This window comes from Streptosporangium sp. NPDC000396, assembly GCF_042898655.1.
GTDB lineage: Bacteria > Actinomycetota > Actinomycetes > Streptosporangiales > Streptosporangiaceae > Streptosporangium.
The window spans coordinates 77,773-97,760 of the sequence record NZ_JBIAZA010000010.1 but is presented as its reverse complement, the minus strand read 5'-3'; the positions used below and the strand labels follow the sequence as shown (position 1 = coordinate 97,760).

Annotated in this window: 15 protein-coding genes and 1 pseudogene; 7 read left to right on the top strand and 9 right to left on the bottom strand. The window is 66.1% G+C overall.

The features are described from left to right. Positions 1-25 precede the first annotated feature (25 nt). Together ACFY2X_RS17890 and ACFY2X_RS17885 are read right to left on the bottom strand one after the other, a co-directional pair. Positions 26-1,669: a YDG/SRA domain-containing protein gene (locus ACFY2X_RS17890; RefSeq protein ID WP_389939392.1), complete on the bottom strand. Its 1,644-nt coding sequence runs from the start codon at positions 1,667-1,669 to the stop codon at positions 26-28. Further along, the gene (locus tag ACFY2X_RS17885; RefSeq protein WP_389939390.1) at positions 1,666-2,010 is read right to left on the bottom strand and encodes a hypothetical protein; all 345 of its coding nucleotides are present in this window, start codon (positions 2,008-2,010) and stop codon (positions 1,666-1,668) included. Before ACFY2X_RS17885 ends, ACFY2X_RS17890 begins: the two co-directional genes overlap by 4 nt. Before the next feature lie 328 nt (positions 2,011-2,338). Between ACFY2X_RS17885 and ACFY2X_RS17880 the strand changes: the two genes are divergently transcribed. Beyond that, on the top strand, positions 2,339-5,380 hold the full coding sequence (locus tag ACFY2X_RS17880; RefSeq protein ID WP_389939388.1) for a DUF3427 domain-containing protein: 3,042 nt from the start codon (positions 2,339-2,341) through the stop codon (positions 5,378-5,380). A 19-nt stretch (positions 5,381-5,399) separates the two neighbouring features. Here ACFY2X_RS17880 and ACFY2X_RS17875 read toward each other — a convergent pair whose 3' ends face one another. Beyond that, positions 5,400-5,957: a class IV adenylate cyclase gene (locus ACFY2X_RS17875; RefSeq protein ID WP_389939386.1), complete on the bottom strand. Its 558-nt coding sequence runs from the start codon at positions 5,955-5,957 to the stop codon at positions 5,400-5,402. 593 nt (positions 5,958-6,550) lie between these two features. Between ACFY2X_RS17875 and ACFY2X_RS17870 the strand changes: the two are divergent. After that, positions 6,551-6,966 (top strand): annotated as a pseudogene (locus ACFY2X_RS17870) (YciI family protein). After that, a complete protein-coding gene (locus ACFY2X_RS17865) occupies positions 6,966-8,192 on the top strand; it encodes an RNA polymerase sigma factor (RefSeq protein WP_389939735.1) in 1,227 nt (408 codons plus the stop codon). Before ACFY2X_RS17870 ends, ACFY2X_RS17865 begins: the two are co-directional and overlap by 1 nt. 606 nt (positions 8,193-8,798) lie before the next feature. Here ACFY2X_RS17865 and ACFY2X_RS17860 read toward each other — a convergent pair. The 4 genes from ACFY2X_RS17860 to ACFY2X_RS17845 form a co-directional block, all read right to left on the bottom strand. Beyond that, the gene (locus ACFY2X_RS17860) at positions 8,799-9,680 is read right to left on the bottom strand and encodes an NAD-dependent protein deacetylase (RefSeq protein WP_389939384.1); all 882 of its coding nucleotides are present in this window, start codon (positions 9,678-9,680) and stop codon (positions 8,799-8,801) included. Between the two features lie 113 nt (positions 9,681-9,793). Continuing rightward, positions 9,794-11,809: an ABC transporter ATP-binding protein gene (locus ACFY2X_RS17855; protein ID WP_389939382.1), complete on the bottom strand. Its 2,016-nt coding sequence runs from the start codon at positions 11,807-11,809 to the stop codon at positions 9,794-9,796. After that, positions 11,806-13,539: an ABC transporter ATP-binding protein gene (locus ACFY2X_RS17850; RefSeq protein WP_389939380.1), complete on the bottom strand. Its 1,734-nt coding sequence runs from the start codon at positions 13,537-13,539 to the stop codon at positions 11,806-11,808. Before ACFY2X_RS17850 ends, ACFY2X_RS17855 begins: the two co-directional genes overlap by 4 nt. Then, complete coding sequence (locus tag ACFY2X_RS17845) at positions 13,533-14,153, bottom strand: TetR/AcrR family transcriptional regulator (RefSeq protein ID WP_389939378.1); 621 nt, start codon at positions 14,151-14,153, stop codon at positions 13,533-13,535. The genes ACFY2X_RS17850 and ACFY2X_RS17845 overlap by 7 nt, the downstream gene beginning before the upstream one ends. 333 nt (positions 14,154-14,486) lie before the next feature. Between ACFY2X_RS17845 and ACFY2X_RS17840 the strand changes: the two genes are divergently transcribed. Then, entirely contained in the window at positions 14,487-16,085 is a 1,599-nt protein-coding gene (locus tag ACFY2X_RS17840; protein WP_389939376.1) for an ABC-F family ATP-binding cassette domain-containing protein, read from the top strand. 117 nt (positions 16,086-16,202) lie between these two features. Here ACFY2X_RS17840 and ACFY2X_RS17835 read toward each other — a convergent pair whose 3' ends face one another. Beyond that, the gene (locus ACFY2X_RS17835; protein ID WP_389939374.1) at positions 16,203-17,081 is read right to left on the bottom strand and encodes a hypothetical protein; all 879 of its coding nucleotides are present in this window, start codon (positions 17,079-17,081) and stop codon (positions 16,203-16,205) included. 40 nt (positions 17,082-17,121) lie between these two features. On the opposite strand from ACFY2X_RS17835, the gene ACFY2X_RS17830 reads away from it, so the two are divergent. From ACFY2X_RS17830 to ACFY2X_RS17820, 3 genes are all read left to right on the top strand, one after another. Beyond that, positions 17,122-17,748: a CGNR zinc finger domain-containing protein gene (locus ACFY2X_RS17830; RefSeq protein ID WP_389939372.1), complete on the top strand. Its 627-nt coding sequence runs from the start codon at positions 17,122-17,124 to the stop codon at positions 17,746-17,748. Positions 17,749-18,014: 266 nt separating this feature from the next. Further along, a complete protein-coding gene (locus tag ACFY2X_RS17825; protein WP_389939370.1) occupies positions 18,015-18,368 on the top strand; it encodes a DUF3140 domain-containing protein in 354 nt (117 codons plus the stop codon). A 60-nt stretch (positions 18,369-18,428) separates the two neighbouring features. Then, positions 18,429-18,677 carry a hypothetical protein gene (locus ACFY2X_RS17820; RefSeq protein ID WP_389939368.1) on the top strand — a complete coding sequence of 83 codons (249 nt, stop codon included), beginning with the start codon at positions 18,429-18,431 and terminating at the stop codon, positions 18,675-18,677. Between the two features lie 30 nt (positions 18,678-18,707). Here ACFY2X_RS17820 and ACFY2X_RS17815 read toward each other — a convergent pair whose 3' ends face one another. Continuing rightward, a complete protein-coding gene (locus ACFY2X_RS17815; protein WP_389939366.1) occupies positions 18,708-19,907 on the bottom strand; it encodes a LuxR C-terminal-related transcriptional regulator in 1,200 nt (399 codons plus the stop codon). Positions 19,908-19,988: the final 81 nt, after the last annotated feature.

The window sequence follows — 19,988 nt, the reverse complement described above, 5'->3', positions numbered from 1 at the left end:
AGCTAAATTGTCTGCAGGCAAGAGGTCAGTCAAGATCGCCTATTAGGTGCTGCTGGCCGATCATGTGATGTTTCCGATGGTATCTGATGTAGTCGAGGTCGACCTTATGTTTTAATGTGAGGTCTGTAATGATCTCCCCATCGGTCTGGTCTATCACTTTGAAGTCATCCTCAATGGTGATGGCGCCATATTTAAAGAGATCGCGATGGTTTGAGCAGAGACAGAGCATGTTCTCTTTGACGTCTGGTCCCCTGTGGGGCAGTTCGAGTCCTTGAATGTGTACAGTTGCAGCAAATTTTAAGCCACCCGGAACTTCAAGAACCACTCCGCAAATTTGGCAGGCATAGTCGTATAGCTGCTTTAGCTCGGTGGCGAGTGATCTATCTGCGTATGAGCCGGGTGCTACAAACTCCCAGCGACCGGGATGCAGTTTGTGACTCGAATCGTATGTTCCGGGGTGCACATCATGGTCAATGATCTTTTCTAGCCGGAACTGTAGGACAATTGGACCATCAATGCCAGGTTTTGTCCAGTATTCCGTCACGGCGAATAGGCCGTCATAGCTATATCCTGAAGCAGGTGAGAATTTCTTGTCTCCGCCAGATCCACGCACCACTCGCACTGGAAGCTTGGTTATGATGCTTTTGATAAGGGCGGCATTTCCTGGGTCTGTTGGGGACTGATCCTTAATTTGCTCGCCAGTGTTCTGATCGCGTCCGCCATGACCAGTATAGATAATAGTGTTGCCGTAGTCCTCATCGTCGCTATACCCGCCGGAGACTACGATAGACTCTGCGCCACCTCGCGCAGCAGTCCCACAGATCCCGGCCTGAAGTGGTCGGTGTATTTTTGCATTGTGAAGCGCATGGCGATTAGGGAAAAGCGTGCCTGGCTTCACTCCAGGAATCGGACCATAGCGCTCTTTGGTGATTCTTCCATGGGCGCGGTTTCGAAAAAGTATTAACTTCGAACTGAAGTCTTCTTCTCGCTTCTGCGGTATTGGTAAACCTTTGTCTTGAAGTGCTGCTCGCGCGTGCGTAAATAATGTGTCTACATCTAGTAGATCTGGTTGATCGGGAATTCCTTCTCGAATGAGGTTGATCAGCTCTCCGCTGAAAGCGGTATACTCTTCCCCTGCTTCGGCGGTTTTGTTCTCCCCGGCTGCGGCCATGAGATAAGTTCCCCGCAGTGCCGCGCCGTTCGCCACCCGTTCTGTCGGTTGATCGGCGCCACTCATCAGGCCAAATGCTCGCCCGCTGTAGCAGCAATCTAGAATTACTATTCTCCGACGCGCCCTGCTGGCCCGCAGCTCTTCTCTGATGTGATCGTAAGCCACTGATCGATACATGCGTTTATCGTCTGATCCGACTAGAGCCAGATAAAGATCACTTCCTGTTGAGTGAACCAGTCCATGACCGGCGAAATAAACGATGAGAGTGTCCCTTGCTTCCTCTGCGGCTTGCTGTAGAGGATCAAGCATGTCAATGGCAGTTTGTGGATTACTCACAACCGTGCAATTAGTGGCAGGCAATCCCCATAGATCCTCACTCTGCAGAAGCTTGCTTAGCTCTTTTAGATTTTTTTCGACCGCAGGAATTGATGGCATGTGTTCGTATTGACTTGTTCCAATCAATACGGCACGCGACTTCGATGGATCAGGAAGGCTCAATGGTGATCCTTCAAAGCGCCCAGGACCTGAATGATGAGGTCAGGGTCGGCTTCGGAGAGGGCAACGGTGGTGCCGCCGCGTTCGATGGTTACCTGCGGCCGGTGACGTCGGGTCTTACGCCAGCCTGCCAACGCAGTGGCCAGGCTCGGTAGCTGTAGCCCACTGGTTACTACCAGTGTGATCAGGTCCAGAGCGTCGCCCATCTTGCCGGGGGAGGGCTCCTTCGTAACGAGAAGTACGTCTGCATGGTCGAGAATGTCTGGCTCACGTAGCAGCCAGTCGTATAGCGACCGCAGCTCCTGCTCGGCGTGTTCTCCGCTGATGCGGATGTTGAAGGTCACTCCTACCCCCTGTCGCTTATGTCGTCTATCGATGCACATCTATCTGAATGACGGTATATATGTGATCTTTTGGCGAAGACAGATGATGGAGGCTAGCAAACTGATGCCTGTTGGTCTAGATCATTTGCTCTAGAGTCACCTGTAGCGTGGTCGGGTCTTAGCCTTTGGCGGGAAGATCGCAGCTCTGCCACCACAGGCTCGATGTATCTCCGGGCGAAGCGTGGCTTAGTACACGCAGGTGAAGGTGGCCCTCAGTCGAGGGTTAAACGTTTGATTTCCGACTTCATCGGATCGAGCATTGGAGCCGAGTCATTTAGAGTGCCGGGTTATGACTGACCTTGCGCCGGGCGTTTACGAACAGATCGTCACTCACTTCCTTGACCGACGCCTGCGCACGGTTTCAGGCGAGTTGGTGGAGGTCATCTCCGTTGACCAAGCGGCGGCGGAGGACTATCTCGTCCGACATATCGCCAGCCTGACCCGTCATGCCCTACGAGCGGCCAAGACCCCTGAGCAGCAGATCGACCGGGCGAACCATATCGCCGAAGCGATCATTAAGGAGTTCCTCGACAGCGAGGACGAAGGGGAACGGATCGCACAGCCCGGCCGATTGCTTACCGAGGTGCGGAAGCCATCAGATGTTCCTGGACGGCCAGAGCCACTGACAAGGCCGGAGATTCCGTTATCCGCTAGTGCTCTCCTCGTGAACGGGCGGGGTCAGCCGAGCATCGGCACCGAGGTCAAGCGCGAGTTCGCGACCGCCGACCGAGTGGATCTGATCTGCGCTTTCATCAAGTGGTACGGCCTGCGTCTCATCGAAGGGCCGATCAAGGAGTTCATTGCCAGAGGCGGTGAGCTGCGAGTGATCACTACGACATACATCGGGGCTACGGACAGAGCCGCGCTGGACCGCCTGGTTGCTCTTGGCGCCACGGTCAAGATCTCATACGAGACGCATAGCACCAGGCTTCACGCCAAGGCATGGATGTTCCACCGGCATACCGGCTTCTCGACCGCCTACGTAGGCTCATCCAACCTGTCTAAGGCCGCACAGTTAGATGGACTGGAGTGGAACGTGCGGCTCACCCAGGTCGAGCAAGCACATCTACTCTCGACGTTCACTGCCACCTTCGAGCAGTACTGGGCTGACCCAGCGTTCGAGGACTACGACCCGACCCGCGACGGATCTCGGCTGGCCGAGGCGCTCAAGCGCGAGGGCGGGGCGACTCCGGCTGATCTGCCCTTGGAGATTGCCGCACTAGATGTGCTCCCGCGTTGGTATCAAGCGGAGGCACTGGAAGAACTGGAAGCCGAGCGAGAGGTGCATCGCCGTACGCACAACCTGGTGGTCATGGCCACCGGCACTGGCAAGACGGTGGTCGCCGCGCTCGACTATCGACGACTGGCCGCCGCAGACAAGGCCGACACTGTGCTGTTCGTGGCCCACCGAGAGAAAATCCTGGACCAGAGCCTGGCCACCTTCCGGCAAACGCTCCGCGATGGAGAGTTCGGCGAGAAGCTCGTCGCCGGAAACCGGCCGAAGAAGTGGCGACATGTTTTCGCCTCAATTCAGTCACTGGCCAGCATCAACCTCGACGAACTCGATCCGTCCCGGTTTGACATGGTGATCGTGGACGAGTTTCACCATGCTCAGGCCCCCACCTACCGGCGACTGCTTGAGCACCTTCAGCCTCGCTACCTTCTCGGCCTGACTGCCACCCCTGAGCGCACCGACGGTATTGACATCCGAGGATTCTTTGGTGGGCGGATTGCTTACGAGTTGCGACTCTGGCAGGCACTTGAACAGCAGCTTCTTGCCCCATTCCACTATTTCGGCATCCACGATGAGGTCTCCCTAGCTGACGTGGCTTGGCGTCGTGGACGTTACGACGAGACGGCCCTCAACGAGCTTTACACCGGTAACCACGCCCGGGTCCGTCTCATCTTGCAGGCCGTACAAGACAAGATTGCTCACCCAGGGGAGATGCGTGCGCTCGGCTTCTGTGTGAGCATCCAACATGCCAGGTTCATGGCTGATCAGTTCACTAAGCACGGGATTCCTTCTCTGGCCGTGACCGGTGACACGCCACGCGATGAGCGCCGTCTTGCCGTACAACGACTGAAAAAGCGTGAAGTCAATGTGCTGTTCACCGTTGATCTGTTCAACGAGGGGGTGGACATCCCAGAGGTGGATACCGTCCTGTTCCTACGCCCTACGGAGAGCGCCACGGTTTTTCTGCAGCAGCTCGGTCGCGGGTTGCGTCGTGACCCGAACAAGACGTGTCTTACCGCGCTGGACTTCGTTGGCCACCAGCGCGCAGAGTTCCGCTTTGACTTGCGCTTGCGTGCTCTCACCGGACTGCCTCGGCGTAAGCTCCCCGAGGCGCTGCCGAACCCGATGCTCCCCGCCGGATGCCACCTCCAACTTGACAGCGTGGTGACCGAGATGGTCCTCGCCAATGTGCGCCGTGCCCTCCGTCTCCCGTGGAAGGACCTCGTCACCGAACTCCGCTCGATGCCTGAGATCTCCCTGGCGGGATTCTTGGAGGAGGTTGGTCTTGAGCTAGAGGACCTCTATCGGTCAGGTAAGGGAGGGTGGGCCGAGCTGCGTCGTCGCGCTGAGAATCGTTCAGTTGTGGAGAACGATGCCGACCGTAAGCTCAGTCGGGCAATCGGGCGACTACTTCACGTGGATGACCCAGTACGGCTGGCAATGTTCCGCAACGGCTCAACGGATGATCCACGTCTGCTGGCGATGTTGCATGTCGCATTGCTCGGCGGAGATGTGTCCTTTGACTCGGGCAAGAGCGTGCTGCGCTTGCTGGCAGCTCATCCTCAGCGGCGAGAAGAGCTTTGCGAGGTAGCATCCATTCTTGAGGAACGCATGCATCGGGTCACCTTGGAGATTGAGGGCCTTCCGCTGCGCGTTCACGCTCGATATGCCAAGAATGAGGCGTTGGCAGCTTTCGGTGTGGACCGTCCCGGGAACATTCGCGAAGGCGTCAAATGGGTGCCCGACGTGGGCGCTGACGTCTTCTTCGTTACCTTGCGGAAGTCGAAGGGATTCTCTCCCACGACCATGTACAACGATCGAGCGATCAGCCCGACACTCTTCCACTGGGAGTCGCAGAGCAGCACGCGAACGTCGTCACCGACCGGCCAGCGCTACATCAACGGGGGTTCGACCGTGCACCTCTTTCTTCGCGAAACCAAGGAGGAGGACGGGTCCCTCGGCGCCCCGCCGTTCTTCTACGCCGGACCGATGACTTACGTGTCATCCGAGGGCGATCGGCCGATGCAGATCCTCTGGCAACTGGTGCATCCCCTGCCCGCTGACATCTTTCATCAGGCCAGCCTTGCTGTGACTTGAAATGAGTATCCATACAAGGTCAGCAAGAGACATCCCGCGTCGAATCGAATCTCAGGTCGGTGATCGTGGTGAGGTCGATGCCGTATCGGGCGTAGACCTTTATGGTGTTCTCGCCGGTGAGCTGCGACTCGTCATAGCCAAGCCGTCGGGCGACTCCGATGACATGGTCACGGCTGCCGGCTTCGATCTCAAGATACGGCGGGATCCCCGGCCATTCGTCGATCTCCAGTTCGGCCCCGTCAAGCGTGAAGCTGGTGCGCCGGTTCTCCTGGTAGGACTTCGAGGTGAAGCCGAGCTTGCCGAGCAGCTCATTGGTCGTCTCAAAGTCCAAGACGGTGACCTCGGTCTCCCGGGTTCCGTCGATGCCGTCGTCGATGATCTCCTTGACGGTCAGCGTGATCTCGGCGCCGGTATCACGGAGCCTGATCCAACGGTTCATGTCGCCGGTGACAATGTCGTAGACGTAGCGGCGCATGAGCCTGGTGTCGGCCGTCGGTCGCCCGCCAAGGGAAGTGATCAAGTCGGCGGTCCGGCCTGGATCGACGTCGAGCACCTTGGCTTCGTATTCGGTGGGCACCTATGGTCTCCTCGTGTTGAGCGGTCCGGCCAGCGGATTAGATCACGACGATCCCTCGGTCGTCTCGGCGCCGTCGTCTGATTTTGTTCGCGAGAACGCCAGATGTCGCTGAGTTCGGACGCCAGCGAGATCTCGCCGCTCTCGATGTTCGTGAGTTTCGGCGCCACGCCGGTTGCGACGGCCGCGCCCGGCGTCGAACGGATCTCCGCTCACGCATAGTGACGAACCATGGGAGGCCGGCCGCGCGTTGTCTGCGCATGAGAGTGCGCCGCAGGCGAAACGCCGCTAAAGATTCCCGTCGCCCTCTCTTCAGCCCGGTAGCGGAAAGAAGTCACTGAGCGCGTCCCGAATGCTTTCCCCCAGATCTGTGTGAGCGTCGCCGCCTTCCGAAGATGCGACGATACGCTTTCTGATCAGCAGGGCGTCCGCGTCAGCCATCGCTCAGGGGCCGCTCTGACGGGTGAAACGCGGGTCGGAGGGATCGGCCGCGTCGCGGCGAGAGATTTCTCCGGGGCCGTGTCGATCCGCGGGCCGCTCGTTCGACGTGTGGGTGCGAGGGTCGAGAGGCGGCCCCGCCGGACGAGGAGAACGCGATGCCGAAGTACCTGCTGATCATGCGGGGCACCGACGAGTCGAACGCGGCGATGATGGCCAACATCGACGAGATGATGGCCACGACCCGCCAGTTCATCGAGGAGATGGTCAAGGCCGGCGTTCTCCTCGCGGCGGAAGGGCTGGACGATCCGGGCCAGGGCGTCGTGGTCGACTTCAGCGGCGAGGCTCCGGTGGTCACGGACGGGCCGTACGGCGAGACCAAGGAACTGTTCGGGGGCTTCTTCCTGCTCGACGTCGCCTCGAAACAGGAGGCGGTCGAGTGGGCCAAGCGGGTCCCGGCGGCCCCCGGGTCCAAGATCGAGGTCCGGCGAGTGCCCGGGAGTGACGAGGTTCCGCAGGTCGACGAGTGATCATCAAGGACTGGGCCGGGTGCGAGAGCAACGGCCAGATCTGATGGGTACGGCCGATGTCGAGGCCGTCTGGCGGATCGAGTCGGCGCGGATCGTCGCCGCGCTGACCCGGTTCACCGGCGATTTCGGGCTGGCCGAGGACGTGGCCCAGGAGGCGGTGGCCGAGGCGCTGGTGTCGTGGCTGCTTGCCTCTCCGGCGAATCCGGCCGGCTGGCTGATGGCCACGGCCCGGCGGCGGGCGATCGACGCGATCCGCCGCCGGACCGCCCTCCAGGACCGATACGCCCTGCTGGCGGCCGACTTGGCGGTCGACTCGGCGGTTGACGAAGAAATCGATCCCGACAAGATCGATGACGACGTGCTGGCGCTGATGTTCGTCAGCTGCCACCCGGTGCTCTCCCCCGAGGCCCGGGTGGCGCTGACCCTGCGCGTGGTCGGCGGCCTGTCCAGCGAGGAGATCGCCCGCGCGTTCCTCGTACCCGTGCCGACCGTGCAGGCCCGCATCACCCGGGGCAAGAAGACGATCGCGGCGGCCGGGGTGCCGTTCGAGCTGCCGCCGGCCGCCGAGCGCCGGGAACGGCTGGGCGGCGTGCTCAGCGTCGTCTACGTGATCTTCACCGAGGGGTCGACGGCCACGTCGGGCGACCGACTGCTGCGCCCCGACGTCGCGTACGAGGCGATCCGGCTGGCCCGCACGCTGGCCGCGCTGCAGCCGGACGAGCCGGAGGTGCACGGCCTGCTGGCGTTGTGCGAGCTGACGGCCGCGCGCTCCCCGGCCCGGACCGGCCCAGATGGTTCGCCGGTCCTGCTGGCGGACCAGGACCGGCGGCGGTGGGACTTCTCGGCGATCCGCCGTGGGCTGGCCGCGCTGGCCAAGGCATCGACTCGCGGCCTCGGCCCCTACGGCCTGCAGGCCGCGATCGCCGCCACCCACGCGTCGGCGCCCTCGGTCGAGGCGACCGACTGGGACCGGATCGTGGTGCTCTACGAGGCACTCGGCCGGGTCGCACCCTCGCCGGTGGTCGAGCTCAACCGGGCCGTCGCCGTTGCCATGGCCTCGGGCCCGGCGCAAGCCCTGGCCATCGTGGACGAGCTGATCGCCTCGGACCGGCTCCCCGGTTCGCATCTGATCCCGACCGTACGCGGTGAGCTGCTGGCCCGACTCGGACGACGACCGGAAGCGCGCGCCGAGCTGGAGCTGGCGGCCCGGCTGTGCGCCAACCAGCGCGAACGCTCAGTGCTGCTGCGCAAGGCGGCCACGCTGAGCTGACTTCTCCAGCTCGGCCAGCCGGGACTCAAGCGCGGCCCGGATGCCGTCGATCGCATCGGCCCCGACGGCCGAATCCCCGAATGCGGACGGCGGGAGCGCGGCGAACCCAGGGAGAAAATCGCCCACGGTCGGCCCGTAGACCTCGTCCGGGACCGACCGTGGCCCAGGTGCTTTGTCAGGCCAGGGTGGCAGCAACGGTTCGATCAGATCCCATAGGTCGTCGACGACCCACGCCTCACTCGTGCTCCACCGAGCGAGGCTGTTTTTCACATCGTGGCGCTGATCAACATCTATTCAGCAGATCGTGTTAGGGACTTTAAGCATTGCGAGGTAGTTAAGCGCCGTACACCCTCATCTTGGCAGAAGTGCGCATCGCATATCGTTCATCACGGCGGCCGAGTTCTACGGAGAGTCACCTGGCGACGTGTGCTTACCTCGTCAGGATCTCGGCCATAGTCAACAAGTGGCGCTCGTTCTCACGAACACTCGCACGCGGTAGGCCAGCGAAGTGGCGCCGAAAGTGACCAACATCTGGCTCCCGTTCTAGCGAACAAAACCAGTCGTCTTACATCTGGAGCGGGCCCATCGGTCAGGGCAAGCCGGTGGTTACGGCCCGTGGCCAATGAGGCGGACCAACTCCGGAAGGACGGTGCCCAGCGGGGCGTCGATGGTGAGGGTCGCGTAGGTGTCACCGCGGGTCGGGCCCTGGTTGACGATCGCCACGGGGATATCGAGTTTCGCGGCGCGCAGGACGAACCGGCGGCCCGACAACACCGTCAGCGACGACCCGAGAACCAGGAGCAGGCGTGCTCTTTCCACGAGGGCGAAGCACTCGCGCACGCGCTCCGCCGGGACGGTCTCCCCGAAGAAGACGACGTCGGGCTTCAGCACCCCTCCGTCGCAGGTCCGGCATCCGACGACCTGGAACGCGTCGACCTCCTCATCTCGCAGGTCGACGTCACCGTCCGGGTTGACCGCGGTGGCCTGGGCGCCGAACTGTGGGTTCACCTGTGTCAGGCGACGGTCCAGCTCTTCCCGTGAGCTCGAATCGCCGCAGTTCAGGCAGACCACGTGATGCAGGTTGCCGTGCAGTTCGACGACCGCTCGGGCGCCGCCCGCCTGGTGCAGGCCGTCGACGTTCTGCGTCACGATGCCGGTGACCAGGCCCCGCTGCTGGAGACGCGCGACCGCGTGGTGGCCGCTGTTCGGTGTCGCCCGGCTCATCGCCCGCCACCCGACATAGCTGCGAGCCCAGTAGCGCCGCCTGGCCGCCGGGTCGCCGATGAACGCCTGGTAGGTCATCGGACTGTGCCGGCGCGAGGCCCCGCTCGGCCCTCGGTAGTCGGGGATCCCGGACTCCGTCGATATCCCAGCCCCACTCAGCACCACGACATCGCCTGCGGTCAGCAGCTTCGCCAGCGTGCTCGTACCCTCGCTCACCCCTCCATGCTGCCCCACCACGCGTGCCAGGCAGCCTCGGACCGCCATCGAGCCGCCAGAGCCGTCCGAGCTGCCAGAGCCGTCCGAACCGCCCGAGCTGCCGAAGGCGTGGCCGTACAGCGTGAGGAGGTCTCGCCGCCGGACTCGGCGAGACCTTCACGTCATCCTCTGGTCCCCGCCACCTCCTCACCGGTCGTCTCGCCGTCGGCCGGTACGGCGGCGCCGGTGAACTGGGCGGAGTAGAGCCGGTGATAGGCGCCTTCAAGGGCCAGCAGTTCGTCGTGGGTGCCCTGTTCGACGATGCGCCCCGCCTCCATCACCAGGATGAGGTCCGCGTCGCGGATGGTGGACAGCCGGTGGGCGATGACGAAGCTGGTGCGGTCCGAGCGCAGCGCGGCCATCGCGTGTTGCACCAGGACCTCGGTCCGGGTGTCGACCGAGCTGGTGGCCTCGTCGAGAATGAGCAGGGACGGGTCGGCGAGGAAGGCGCGGGCGATGGTCAGGAGCTGCTTCTCCCCGGCGCTGACGTTGTTGCCCTCCTCGTCGATCACGGTGTCGTAGCCGTCGGGCAGGGTGCGCACGAACCGGTCGACGTATGTCGCCCGGGCGGCGGCCTGGATCTGCTCCTCGGTCGCCTGGGGGTTGCCGTAGGCGAGGTTCTCGCGGATGGTGCCGCCGAACAGCCAGGTGTCCTGGAGCACCATGCCGATGTGCGAGCGCAGGTCGTCGCGGCGCATCGCGGTGATGTCGACGCCGTCGAGGGTGATCCGGCCGGCGTCCAGCTCGTAGAAGCGCATGATCAGGTTGACGAGGGTGGTCTTCCCCGCGCCGGTCGGGCCGACGATCGCGACCGTGTGCCCGGGCTCGGCCACCAGGGACAGGTCCTCGATGAGAGGTTGCTCCGGCTTGTAGCGGAAGGACACGTGCTCGAACTCGACGCGGCCCCGCCGTACGGTCGGGGGCACCGGGTCGGCGGGGTCCGGTTCCTGCTCCTCGGCGTCCAGCAGTTCGAAGACCCGCTCGGCGGAGGCCACCCCGGACTGCAGCAGGTTGGCCATCGAGGCGACCTGGGTCAGGGGCTGGGTGAACTGCCGGGAGTACTGGATGAAGGCCTGGACGTCGCCAAGGCTCATCGCCCCGGTGGCGACCCGCACGCCCCCCACGACGGCGATGGCGATGTAGTTGAGGTTCCCGATGAACATCATCGTCGGCATGATGATCCCGGAGATGAACTGGGCGCCGAAGCTGGCCTTGAACAGCTCCTCGTTCCTGTCACGGAACGCCTGCTCGACCTCCGGTCGGCGTCCGAACACCTTCACCAGCTCATGGCCGGTGAACGCCTCCTCGATGTGGGCGTTGAGGGCGCCGGTGCCGGCCCACTGCGCGACGAACAGCTTCTGCGAGCGCTTCGCGATCAGGCCGGTGATGACCGTCGACACCGGGATGGTCACCAGCGCGATCAGCGCGAGCAGCGGCGAGATCACGAACATCATCACCAGCACGCCGATCACGGTCAGCAGCGAGTTCAGCAGCTGGCTCATCGTCTGCTGCAGGGTCTGGGACACGTTGTCGATGTCGTTGGTGACCCGGCTGAGCAGTTCGCCGCGCGGCTGGCCGTCGAAGAACCGCAGAGGAAGCCGGTTCAGCTTGTCCTCGACGTCCGCCCGCAGCCGGAACACGGTGCTCTGCACCACGTCGTTGAGCAGGTATCCCTGCAACCAGGCGAAGATCGACGCGGCGACGTAGAGCGCCAGGGCCCACGCCAGGACCGTCGCCAGCGCGGCGAAGTCGATCCCGTGACCGGGGACGACGTCCATCCCTGCGAGCAGGTCGGCGAAGTTGTCGTGGCCCGCCGCGCGGGCGCCCTGGATCGCCTGCTCCGTGGTGGTGCCGGGGGGAAGCTGCCTGCCGACCACCCCGCTGAAGATCAGGTCCGTCGCGCGACCGAGGATCTTCGGTCCCACCACGCCGAAGATCACGCTGGTCACGGCGAGGGCGATCGAGGCCAGGAGTTTCGGGCGCTCGGGGGTCAGGAGGCGGACCAACCGCCGCAGGGAGGGGCCGAAGTTCATCGACTTCTCCACGGGCATCCCGCCTCCCCCGAAGGGGCCCCGGCCGAAGGGCCCGCCTCCCATCGGGGGGCGCGGTCGCGTGGTCGTCGTGGGCTGCTCGCTCATGCTGCCCTCTCCGCGGTTCGTTGGGACTCGACGATCTCGATGTACGTCGGGCAGGAATCCAGCAGCTCGTCATGGGTTCCCTTGCCGACGATCACGCCGTCGTCGAGGACGATGATCTGGTCGGCGTCGGCGACGGTGGAGATCCGCTGGCCGACGATGATGACGGCGGACTCGGCGGTGTACGGGCGCAGGGCGGCGCGCAGCCGGGCGTCGGTAGCTAGGTCCAGAGCCGAGAACGAGTCGTCGAACAGGTAGATCTCGGGCTTGCTGACCAGCGCCCGGGCGATCGAGAGCCGCTGCCGCTGGCCGCCGGAGACGTTCGTGCCGCCCTGCGTGATGGGTGCTTCGAGACCCTCGGGCATCGCCTCGACGAAGTCACGGGCCTGGGCGACGTCCAGCGCCTCCCACAGCTCCTCGTCGGTGGCGTCCGGGTTGCCGTAGCGCAGGTTGCTCGCGACGGTGCCGGTGAACAGGTACGGCTTCTGCGGCACCAGGCCGATGCGCGTCCAGAGCATCTGGGGGTCGAGGTCGCGGACGTCGACACCGTCGACCGACACCGTGCCGGAGGTGGCGTCGAACAACCTGGGCACCAGGGAGACCAGCGTCGTCTTGCCCGCCCCCGTGCTGCCGATGATGGCGGTGGTCTGTCCCGCGGTGGCACGGAAGGAGATGCCGGACAGCACCGGCGCCGCGGCACCCGGGTAGCGGAACTCGACGTCACGCATCTCCAGCTCGGCGCGGGTGTGCACCTGCCGTACGGGATCCGCGGGCGGGATCACCGACGACTCGGTGTCCAGCACCTCGCTGATGCGCTCGGCGCAGACCGCGGCGCGCGGAATCATGATCGAGATGAAGGTGGCCATCATCACCGAGGTGAGGATCTGCATCAGATAGAGGAGGAAGGCGGTGAGGGCGCCGACCTGCATCTCACCGCTGTCCACACGACCGGCGCCGAACCAGAGCACGGCGACGCTGGAGGCGTTGAGGATCAGCATCACGGTGGGGAAGATGAGCGCGGTCAGCCGCCCCACGCGCAGCGCGGTCCCGGTCAGCGCGTCGTTGGCCGCGCCGAACCGGCGGGCCTCCTCGCGCTCCCGGACGAAGGCGCGGACGACGCGGATGCCGGAGAGCTGCTCGCGCAGCACCTGGTTGACCGCGTCGATCCGGGTCTGCATCGCGCGGAACTGGGGAACCATGCGGGAGACGATCAGGCCGATCGAGATCAGCAGCGCGGGGACGCAGACCAGCATGAGCCAGGACAGGCCGAGGTCCTGCCGCAACGCCATGATGATGCCGCCGATGCACATGATCGGCGCGGCGACCAGCATCGTGCAGGTCATCACCACGAGCATCTGAACCTGCTGCACGTCGTTGGTGCTGCGGGTGATCAGCGAGGGCGCCCCGAACTGGGCGACTTCCCGCGTGGAGAACCCGCCCACCTGGTGGAAGACGGCCGACCGGACGTCCCGGCCGAATCCCATCGCCGCGCGGGCGCCGTAGTAGACCGCCGCGATCGAGCAGGCGATCTGCACGAGGGACACGGCCAGCATCCAGCCCCCGGCGGACAGGATGTAGCCGATGTCGCCGGTGGCGACGCCCTGGTCGATGATGTCGGCGTTCAGGCTCGGCAGGTAGAGCAACGCTATGGTGCCGACCAGCTGCAACGCCACCACAGCGGTCAGCGTCGACGCGTAGGGGCGCAGATAGGTGCGCAGCAGTCGGCTCAGCATGGTGACCCTCCGGCGGTTCCGGGCTCGGGACGCAGCCGGATCCCGTCCAGCAACGTGGAGACGATCTCCGCGGGCGACAGCGGGTCGTCCTCCACGAACCTGGGATGGCTGCCCGCGATGGTCAGCAGGTGCAGCCGGCGTGCTGTCTCTCGCGGCTCGTGGCGCAACTGGTCGCGGCTGGGCTCGATCAGGTCGGTGAGCGCCTGCCGGAGAAGGGCGCCCTGGTCGGGCCGGGTCTGACGGTCGCGACCGGTTCCGGCGGCTCCCGTGCACCCCAGTGCGTCCATCAGCCGGAAGATGCGTGCCGTACGCCGCTGCAGGATGTCGACGGCCGCCGTCAGCCGGGTCGGCAGGGGAGCCGCGCGGTCGATGGCCGCCAGGTCGCGCAGGAGAGGGGTGGGGTCGAAGGCGCTGGCCACGGCCGCGTCGACGAGCTCGTCCTTGGTGGTGAAGACCCGGAAGATCGTCCCTTCCGCCACGCCGGCCGCCTGCGCGATCTGCCGGGTGCTGACGTCGGGGCCGTGGGCGAGCACCAGTTCCAGGGTGGATGCGACGAGCGCGGCACGCCGTTCATCCGGTGGCAGGGGGGTTGCCCGCCGGGGAATCAAGATCATACGGATCACCCTATATGGGTGAGTGAGTTACTCACTCACTTCATTATCTGGTAAGCAGAATTACCGGATTATGGCGATGTGGGTGGAGTCGTCGAAGCGATGTGACCGGCCGTATGAGCCAAGGCCGCCTTCGGGGAGGTGCCGGGCATCGGATTCGGGCAGCTGCGGCGCCTCGGCGGCCTGAGATGGTTCCCGCCAACGCGTGAAAAAGCCGGTGCGTGCCACGATCGAGGGTGGCTATGCTGCCCGCTATGGCTACACCCCGGATTTCTTAGCTCGGACACCAGGTCTCACACCACCCTTGTGTCTTGAGCTTCTCCGGAGTGTATCAACATGATTACCGTAAGTGGTGTCGACGTGCGTGTCGGCGCCCGCCTCCTGCTCGCCGATGTCAGCTTCCGGATCTCCCCCGGGGAGAAGATCGGCCTGGTCGGCCGTAACGGCGCCGGCAAAACCACGCTGACCGGAATCCTCGCCGGTGAGGAGTCACCGGCTTCCGGCACCGTCACCCGCACCGGTTCGGTCGGCCACCTTCCGCAGGATCCCCGCACCGGTGATCTCGGCGGCACCGCGGCGGATCGCATCCTGTCCGCGCGAGGACTGGACGGGGCCGTCCGTGCGCTGCGCGCCGCCGAATCGGCGATGGCCACGGCCGCGGGCGCCGCTCAGGAGCGGGCGATGCGCGCCTACTCCCGCGCGGAGACGGAGTTCCTGGCCCGCGGCGGATATGCCGCCGAAGCCGAAGCGGCGCAGGTGGCCGCCAGTCTGGGTTTGCCGGACCGGCTGCTCGCGCAGCCGCTGGGCACCCTGTCCGGCGGGCAGCGGCGGCGGATCGAGCTGGCCCGCATCCTCTTCGCGGACCACGACACGCTGCTGCTCGACGAGCCCACCAACCACCTTGACGCCGACTCGATCGGCTGGCTGCGCGGCTTTCTCTCCGCCTACCCGGGCGGGCTGGTCGTGATCAGTCATGACGTCGACCTGCTGGCGGCGACCGTCAACCGGGTCTTCCACCTCGACGCCCATCGCGCCACGATCGACATCCACAATGTCGGCTGGCGCGCGTACCTCGACCAGCGCGCGGTCGACGAGCGGCGCCGCAGGCGGGAGCGTGTCAACGCCGAACGCAAGGTGGAAGCCCTGCGGGCACAGGCGGACAAGATGCGCGCCAACGTCAAGACCGCGGTCGCGGCCAAGAACATGGCCCGCCGTGCCGATCGCATGATCGCCGATCTGGAACCGGTGCGCCGTACCGACAAGGTCGCGAGGATCCGGCTGCCCGAGCCTGCCCCGTGCGGCCGGACCCCGCTCACCGCGGCCGGGCTGTCGAAGTCCTATGGATCGCTGGAGGTGTTCACCGGGATAGACCTGGCCGTCGACCGGGGGAGCCGGGTGGTCGTTCTCGGGCTCAACGGTGTCGGCAAGACGACCCTGCTGCGGATCCTCGCGGGTCAGGAACGGCCGGATGCCGGTACGGTCGTGCCCGGGCACGGGCTGCGGCTGGGCTACTTCGCCCAGGAACACGACACGCTCGACACCGCCCGCACGGTTCGCCAGAACCTGGCGTCCGCCGCGCCGCATCTGACCGACGGCGAGGCCCGCCGGATCCTGGGGTCGTTCCTGTTCTCCGGTGACGACGCCGACAAGCCGGCCGCGGTGCTTTCCGGAGGCGAGAAGACCCGGCTCGCGCTGGCCACGCTGGTCTGTTCCAGTGCCAACGTGCTGCTGCTGGACGAGCCCACCAACAACCTCGATCCGGCCTCGCGCGATGAGATCCTCGACGCGATCCGCGGCTATCGGGGGGCCGTCGTGCTCGTCACCCACGACGAGGGCGCGGTCGAGGCACTCCAGCCTGACCGTGTCCTGCTCCTCCCGGACGGTGCCGAGGACCTGTGGAGCCCCGGCTACACGGGCCTGGTGTCGCTCGCCTGAGCACGCGTCACGGTAGTCCGGACCCGCTCGCCGCGGTGGCGGGCACCGCGGGGAGTTCCGGCGTGCGTGCCTGGGCCTGTCACGGTCGTGTCGGCTCGCCGGAGAACGGCTGCGGCGTCATGCGGGTGCCTGGACGGTGCCGATGCCGAGTGTGCTCTGCATCGGCAGCACGCCCGACTCGAACACCGCGCCGAGGAACGGCAGGTTGAGCTGGGCGAGCCGTTCGGCCTTCTCGGCGCCCAGCGCACGCCACGGCTCGGCGGCGAGTTCGTCGGTCATCCGCTCGACCGAGTCGCGGACCCGCCGCCCGGCCTCGGTGGCGTGTCCGTCCGCGTCGACCAGGCCGCGCGAGGCCAGCCGGTCCTGGGCGGACGCCCACTCGTCCTCGGTCCAGCCGCGCCCGGCGAAGTTCGCCACCGGCGCGGCTCCGATCGCGGCGAAGGAGACCAGGGCCTCGCACGGGTCGAGCCCCGCGGCCAGCAGCGCGGCCAGGTGCCCGTCGCCCCGGTGCTCGCGCAGGACGGCGAAGGCCTGCCACATCGCGAGGTGCGGCTCCTCGGGCCAGGGCAGGTCGAGGACGGCGGCCGCGAGCGGTCTGCCGGCGACGGTCACGCTCTCCGCCGCCTGCCTGGCCAGCGCCGCGGCCTCGGCCACGTCGGGAGACTCGACCCGGTCGCCGAGCAATGCCCGGTACGTCCGGTCCATGGCCCGGAGCCGGGCCGGCAGCACCTTCTCGGGCTCCGCGGTCGCCCAGATGGCCGGAACATATTCGGCGATCATCTTCGGGCTGAAGCTGTAGTAGGTGGCTGCCACCAGGTTCGGCCCGGCCGGGCCCAACGGCGCCGTGCGCCAGGCGAAGTAGCTCGGCCACCGCGACTTCACGTCATAGCCCAGCGCCGCGGCCTCTTCGAACGCCTGCGGCGCGAAGTAGATCACCGAGTGCACCGGCTCGAGCTGGTGCCACATCCGCCGCGCCAGACCTGAGTATTCGGACATCCTGTACCTCATTTGCTCACTGCCTACTTAAGATATGACAGTGACGATAAACGCTTGGCGCATCACTGGTCAATCCCAAATAGACAGTTATGTCGGCAGTCACGTGGAGCTGGCGGTCCTTCTCGTGAACCAGCTGGCCGTGACCCGTGTGCGCGGCCGCGAGGTGGAGCCGCCCGGCACCGGGCAGGAGCGGCTGGCGGCGATCAGGGAGGCGATGGCCGAGGCGGGCCGTGCGCCCAGCGCGAACCTGCGGCCCGAGGACACGGAGCGGCTGGCGGCCGTCGCGGCCGAGCTGCGGGCCGTCTTCGGCGTCGGCGACGGCCCCGAAGACGGCCTCGTCGCGGCGGCGGCCAGGCTGAACGAGGTCCTGATACGGCATGGAGCCGTGCCCAACCTGCACGGTCACCCCGACAGGCCGCCGACCCTGGCCTTCCACCGGGCGGACGCGAGCCTGGTGGGGGCCTGGGTCGCCGACGCCGCCACCGCGCTCGCCATGGTCATCGGCGTCGGCCAGTCCGCCAGGCTCGGCGTCTGCCAGGCGAGCTGTTGCGATCTGGTCTTCTTCGACACCACGCGCAACGCCTCACGCAGGTTCTGCGGTCTGCCGTGCCAGAACCGGGCCAAGGCAGGCGCCTATCGAGCCCGGCGGTCGGGGGAGCCCGGCTGACGGCGGCGACGTCGCGGGAGCCGTCTGGACGGCTGCGGCAGGCGGGAGAGCACACCGGGAGCAGCGGGTCGCCCGGCAGGCCAACGATCATGGCGACGCCGTCCGATCAACGGCTTGACCAGCGCATTTGTTAACACGGCGAGGGCCGGGGTATGGCCGCATGCGTCCGTCGTCGTTCGGCGGTGGAGATCGAATCCACCGCTCCCCGTACCGCCCCGCATCCGGCGGCGTGGCCGTACCGGCCCGAGATGGAAAAGGAGAGCACTGTGGCCGATGGTTCGGATCTGATCCTGGATCTGGTGTGGCAGGAATTCCACGAGATCGTGAACATGACTTCGGAGGAACTGCGAGCCTTCCTGCTGGCATCCGGCTCCGAGGAGGACCTCTCCTCCCCGGACCTAGATCTGCTCATGCCGGAGCTCGGACGTCAGGTACTGCAGGTCCTCGGCAAGTCCAAGACCGACCTCACCTCTGACGACATCGAGACGATGCAGCGGGTGGTCGATCGCGTGGAGGACACGCTGGCCGAAGGCTCCTTCGACGCCGAGGACGATGATCGGCGACGGGCTCTGCTGGAGGTCGGGCACGACCCCCTCAGGCCGCCACGGACGAGAGGCTGACACCGATCGGGCGGAGGCCACCCGATGTGGCGGGTCCATCACCGACAAGGAGGTGCTCCCATGGCGCTCATTGACCGGGAATGCGTCCGGCGACTGGTGGAGTCGTCGGATCTCGACGCCGCTCTGGTGTTCGTCCGCGGTGAATGCCTGGTCCTGGCGGAGGAGCAGATCGATGACGACCACAGGGCGTTGGTCGTCGTGCGCCGCAGGGACCTGGGGGAGTCCGTCACCGGCGGCGTGGTCACCGACCAGCAGCTGGATCTGCTGGCGGACCGGCTCGACAACATCGCCCGGGACCTGGGGGATTGAGGTTCGACGGTTCGGCGACGCGTGAGACGTCTAGCGAGCGGTCGGCTCGCGGGCGACCGACAGCGCGAGCTCGACCCGGGATCGGCAGCCGGTCTTGACGTAGATGCGCGTGAGATAGGCCTCCACGGTCTTGACGCTCAGTCGCATGTGCGCCGCGATCTGCCGGTTGGTCCTGCCCGCGTGAACCAGCCGGACCAGCTCGTGCTCCCGAGGTGTCAGCCGTGCGTCCCGGGTGCCGGGGGGCTGTGCGAGCCGTACGGAAGAACGGCGGGCCGCCGCGCCGACAGCAGCCCAGGCGGCGTCGGCGGCCGACGCGGGTCCTTCCCCGAGACGCGCCCGCACCGTCAGGCACTCCGCGGCGATCGCCCGCGCGCCGTGGGCTCGTGCCAGGCGCAAGGCCCGGCGTGCCGGTTCGGGGTGTCCGGTGGCGTAGGCCTCGGTCAGCCCGGCGAGCATCTGTGTCATCGGCGCGGACCGCCGGACGTCGACGAACCCGGCCCAGGCCTCGCGTGCGACGGCGTGCTCGCCCGCGTCGCAGGCGAGCGCGGCCGTGCGGTGCAGCAGCAGTGGCAGCAACCCGGGCCTGGCCTCCCGGGTCGCGGCCCGCCTGGCGGTGGTGAGCCGATCCAGCGCCCGCCCGTGGTCACCGGCGAACGCGTCGAGCCCGGCCAGTGCCCAGGCGGCGGGGATCAGCCTGGCCTGCGCTTCGTCGAGCCGGTTCGAGGCCGTCCATGCGGCCTCGGGCAGGCCCAGCTCGCGAAGCAGGTCGATCCTGAGGCTGAGGGTGACGACCGCCGGGTACGGCGGCAGCCGCTCCAGGCCGCGGCTGCGCCGCTCGGCCGCGATCCAGTCGCCGGAGACCCACTCGCAGGTGAGCGCGGCCAGTTCCCACGAGGGTGCCAGCTCGGCGATGCCGACCTGGTGGAGCCGGCGTTCCGCCGCCTCCAGGGCCGCGCGGCCCTCCCTGATCCAGCCCGACGCGGCCAGCAGCAGGGCCGTCGACGATCCGGCGATCACCTCGGCGACGTGGTCGCCCGCGGCCTCCACACGCTGGCGGTCGAGGTGAGCCGTCCAGTCGGTGTCGCCGCGAATCCACGCCAGCTTGGCCGCCTGGCCTCGGGCGGCGACCTTGGACCAGCGCCCCGCCTCGTCGCAGGCGAGAACCTGTGCGACCGCCGACTCCGCCGTGCCGAGGTCGCCCAGCCGCATCCCCTGGATCAGCTCGAACATGCGGTCACGTTACCTGGCGAAAAGGGTAAACCCCACTGTCGCGATGTCTCGTTCCGATGGACGATGCCCGGTCTTCGCCGA

Coding starts and splice junctions, on each gene's coding strand:
- ACFY2X_RS17820 (WP_389939368.1), top strand. CDS start 18,429: ATGGCGCTCATTGACCGGGAATGCGTCCGGCGACTGGTGGAGTCGTCG.
- ACFY2X_RS17880 (WP_389939388.1), top strand. CDS start 2,339: ATGACTGACCTTGCGCCGGGCGTTTACGAACAGATCGTCACTCACTTC.
- ACFY2X_RS17835 (WP_389939374.1), bottom strand. CDS start 17,081: ATGTCCGAATACTCAGGTCTGGCGCGGCGGATGTGGCACCAGCTCGAG.
- ACFY2X_RS17865 (WP_389939735.1), top strand. CDS start 6,966: ATGGGTACGGCCGATGTCGAGGCCGTCTGGCGGATCGAGTCGGCGCGG.
- ACFY2X_RS17860 (WP_389939384.1), bottom strand. CDS start 9,680: ATGGCGGTCCGAGGCTGCCTGGCACGCGTGGTGGGGCAGCATGGAGGG.
- ACFY2X_RS17850 (WP_389939380.1), bottom strand. CDS start 13,539: ATGCTGAGCCGACTGCTGCGCACCTATCTGCGCCCCTACGCGTCGACG.
- ACFY2X_RS17845 (WP_389939378.1), bottom strand. CDS start 14,153: ATGATCTTGATTCCCCGGCGGGCAACCCCCCTGCCACCGGATGAACGG.
- ACFY2X_RS17840 (WP_389939376.1), top strand. CDS start 14,487: ATGATTACCGTAAGTGGTGTCGACGTGCGTGTCGGCGCCCGCCTCCTG.
- ACFY2X_RS17855 (WP_389939382.1), bottom strand. CDS start 11,809: ATGAGCGAGCAGCCCACGACGACCACGCGACCGCGCCCCCCGATGGGA.
- ACFY2X_RS17815 (WP_389939366.1), bottom strand. CDS start 19,907: ATGTTCGAGCTGATCCAGGGGATGCGGCTGGGCGACCTCGGCACGGCG.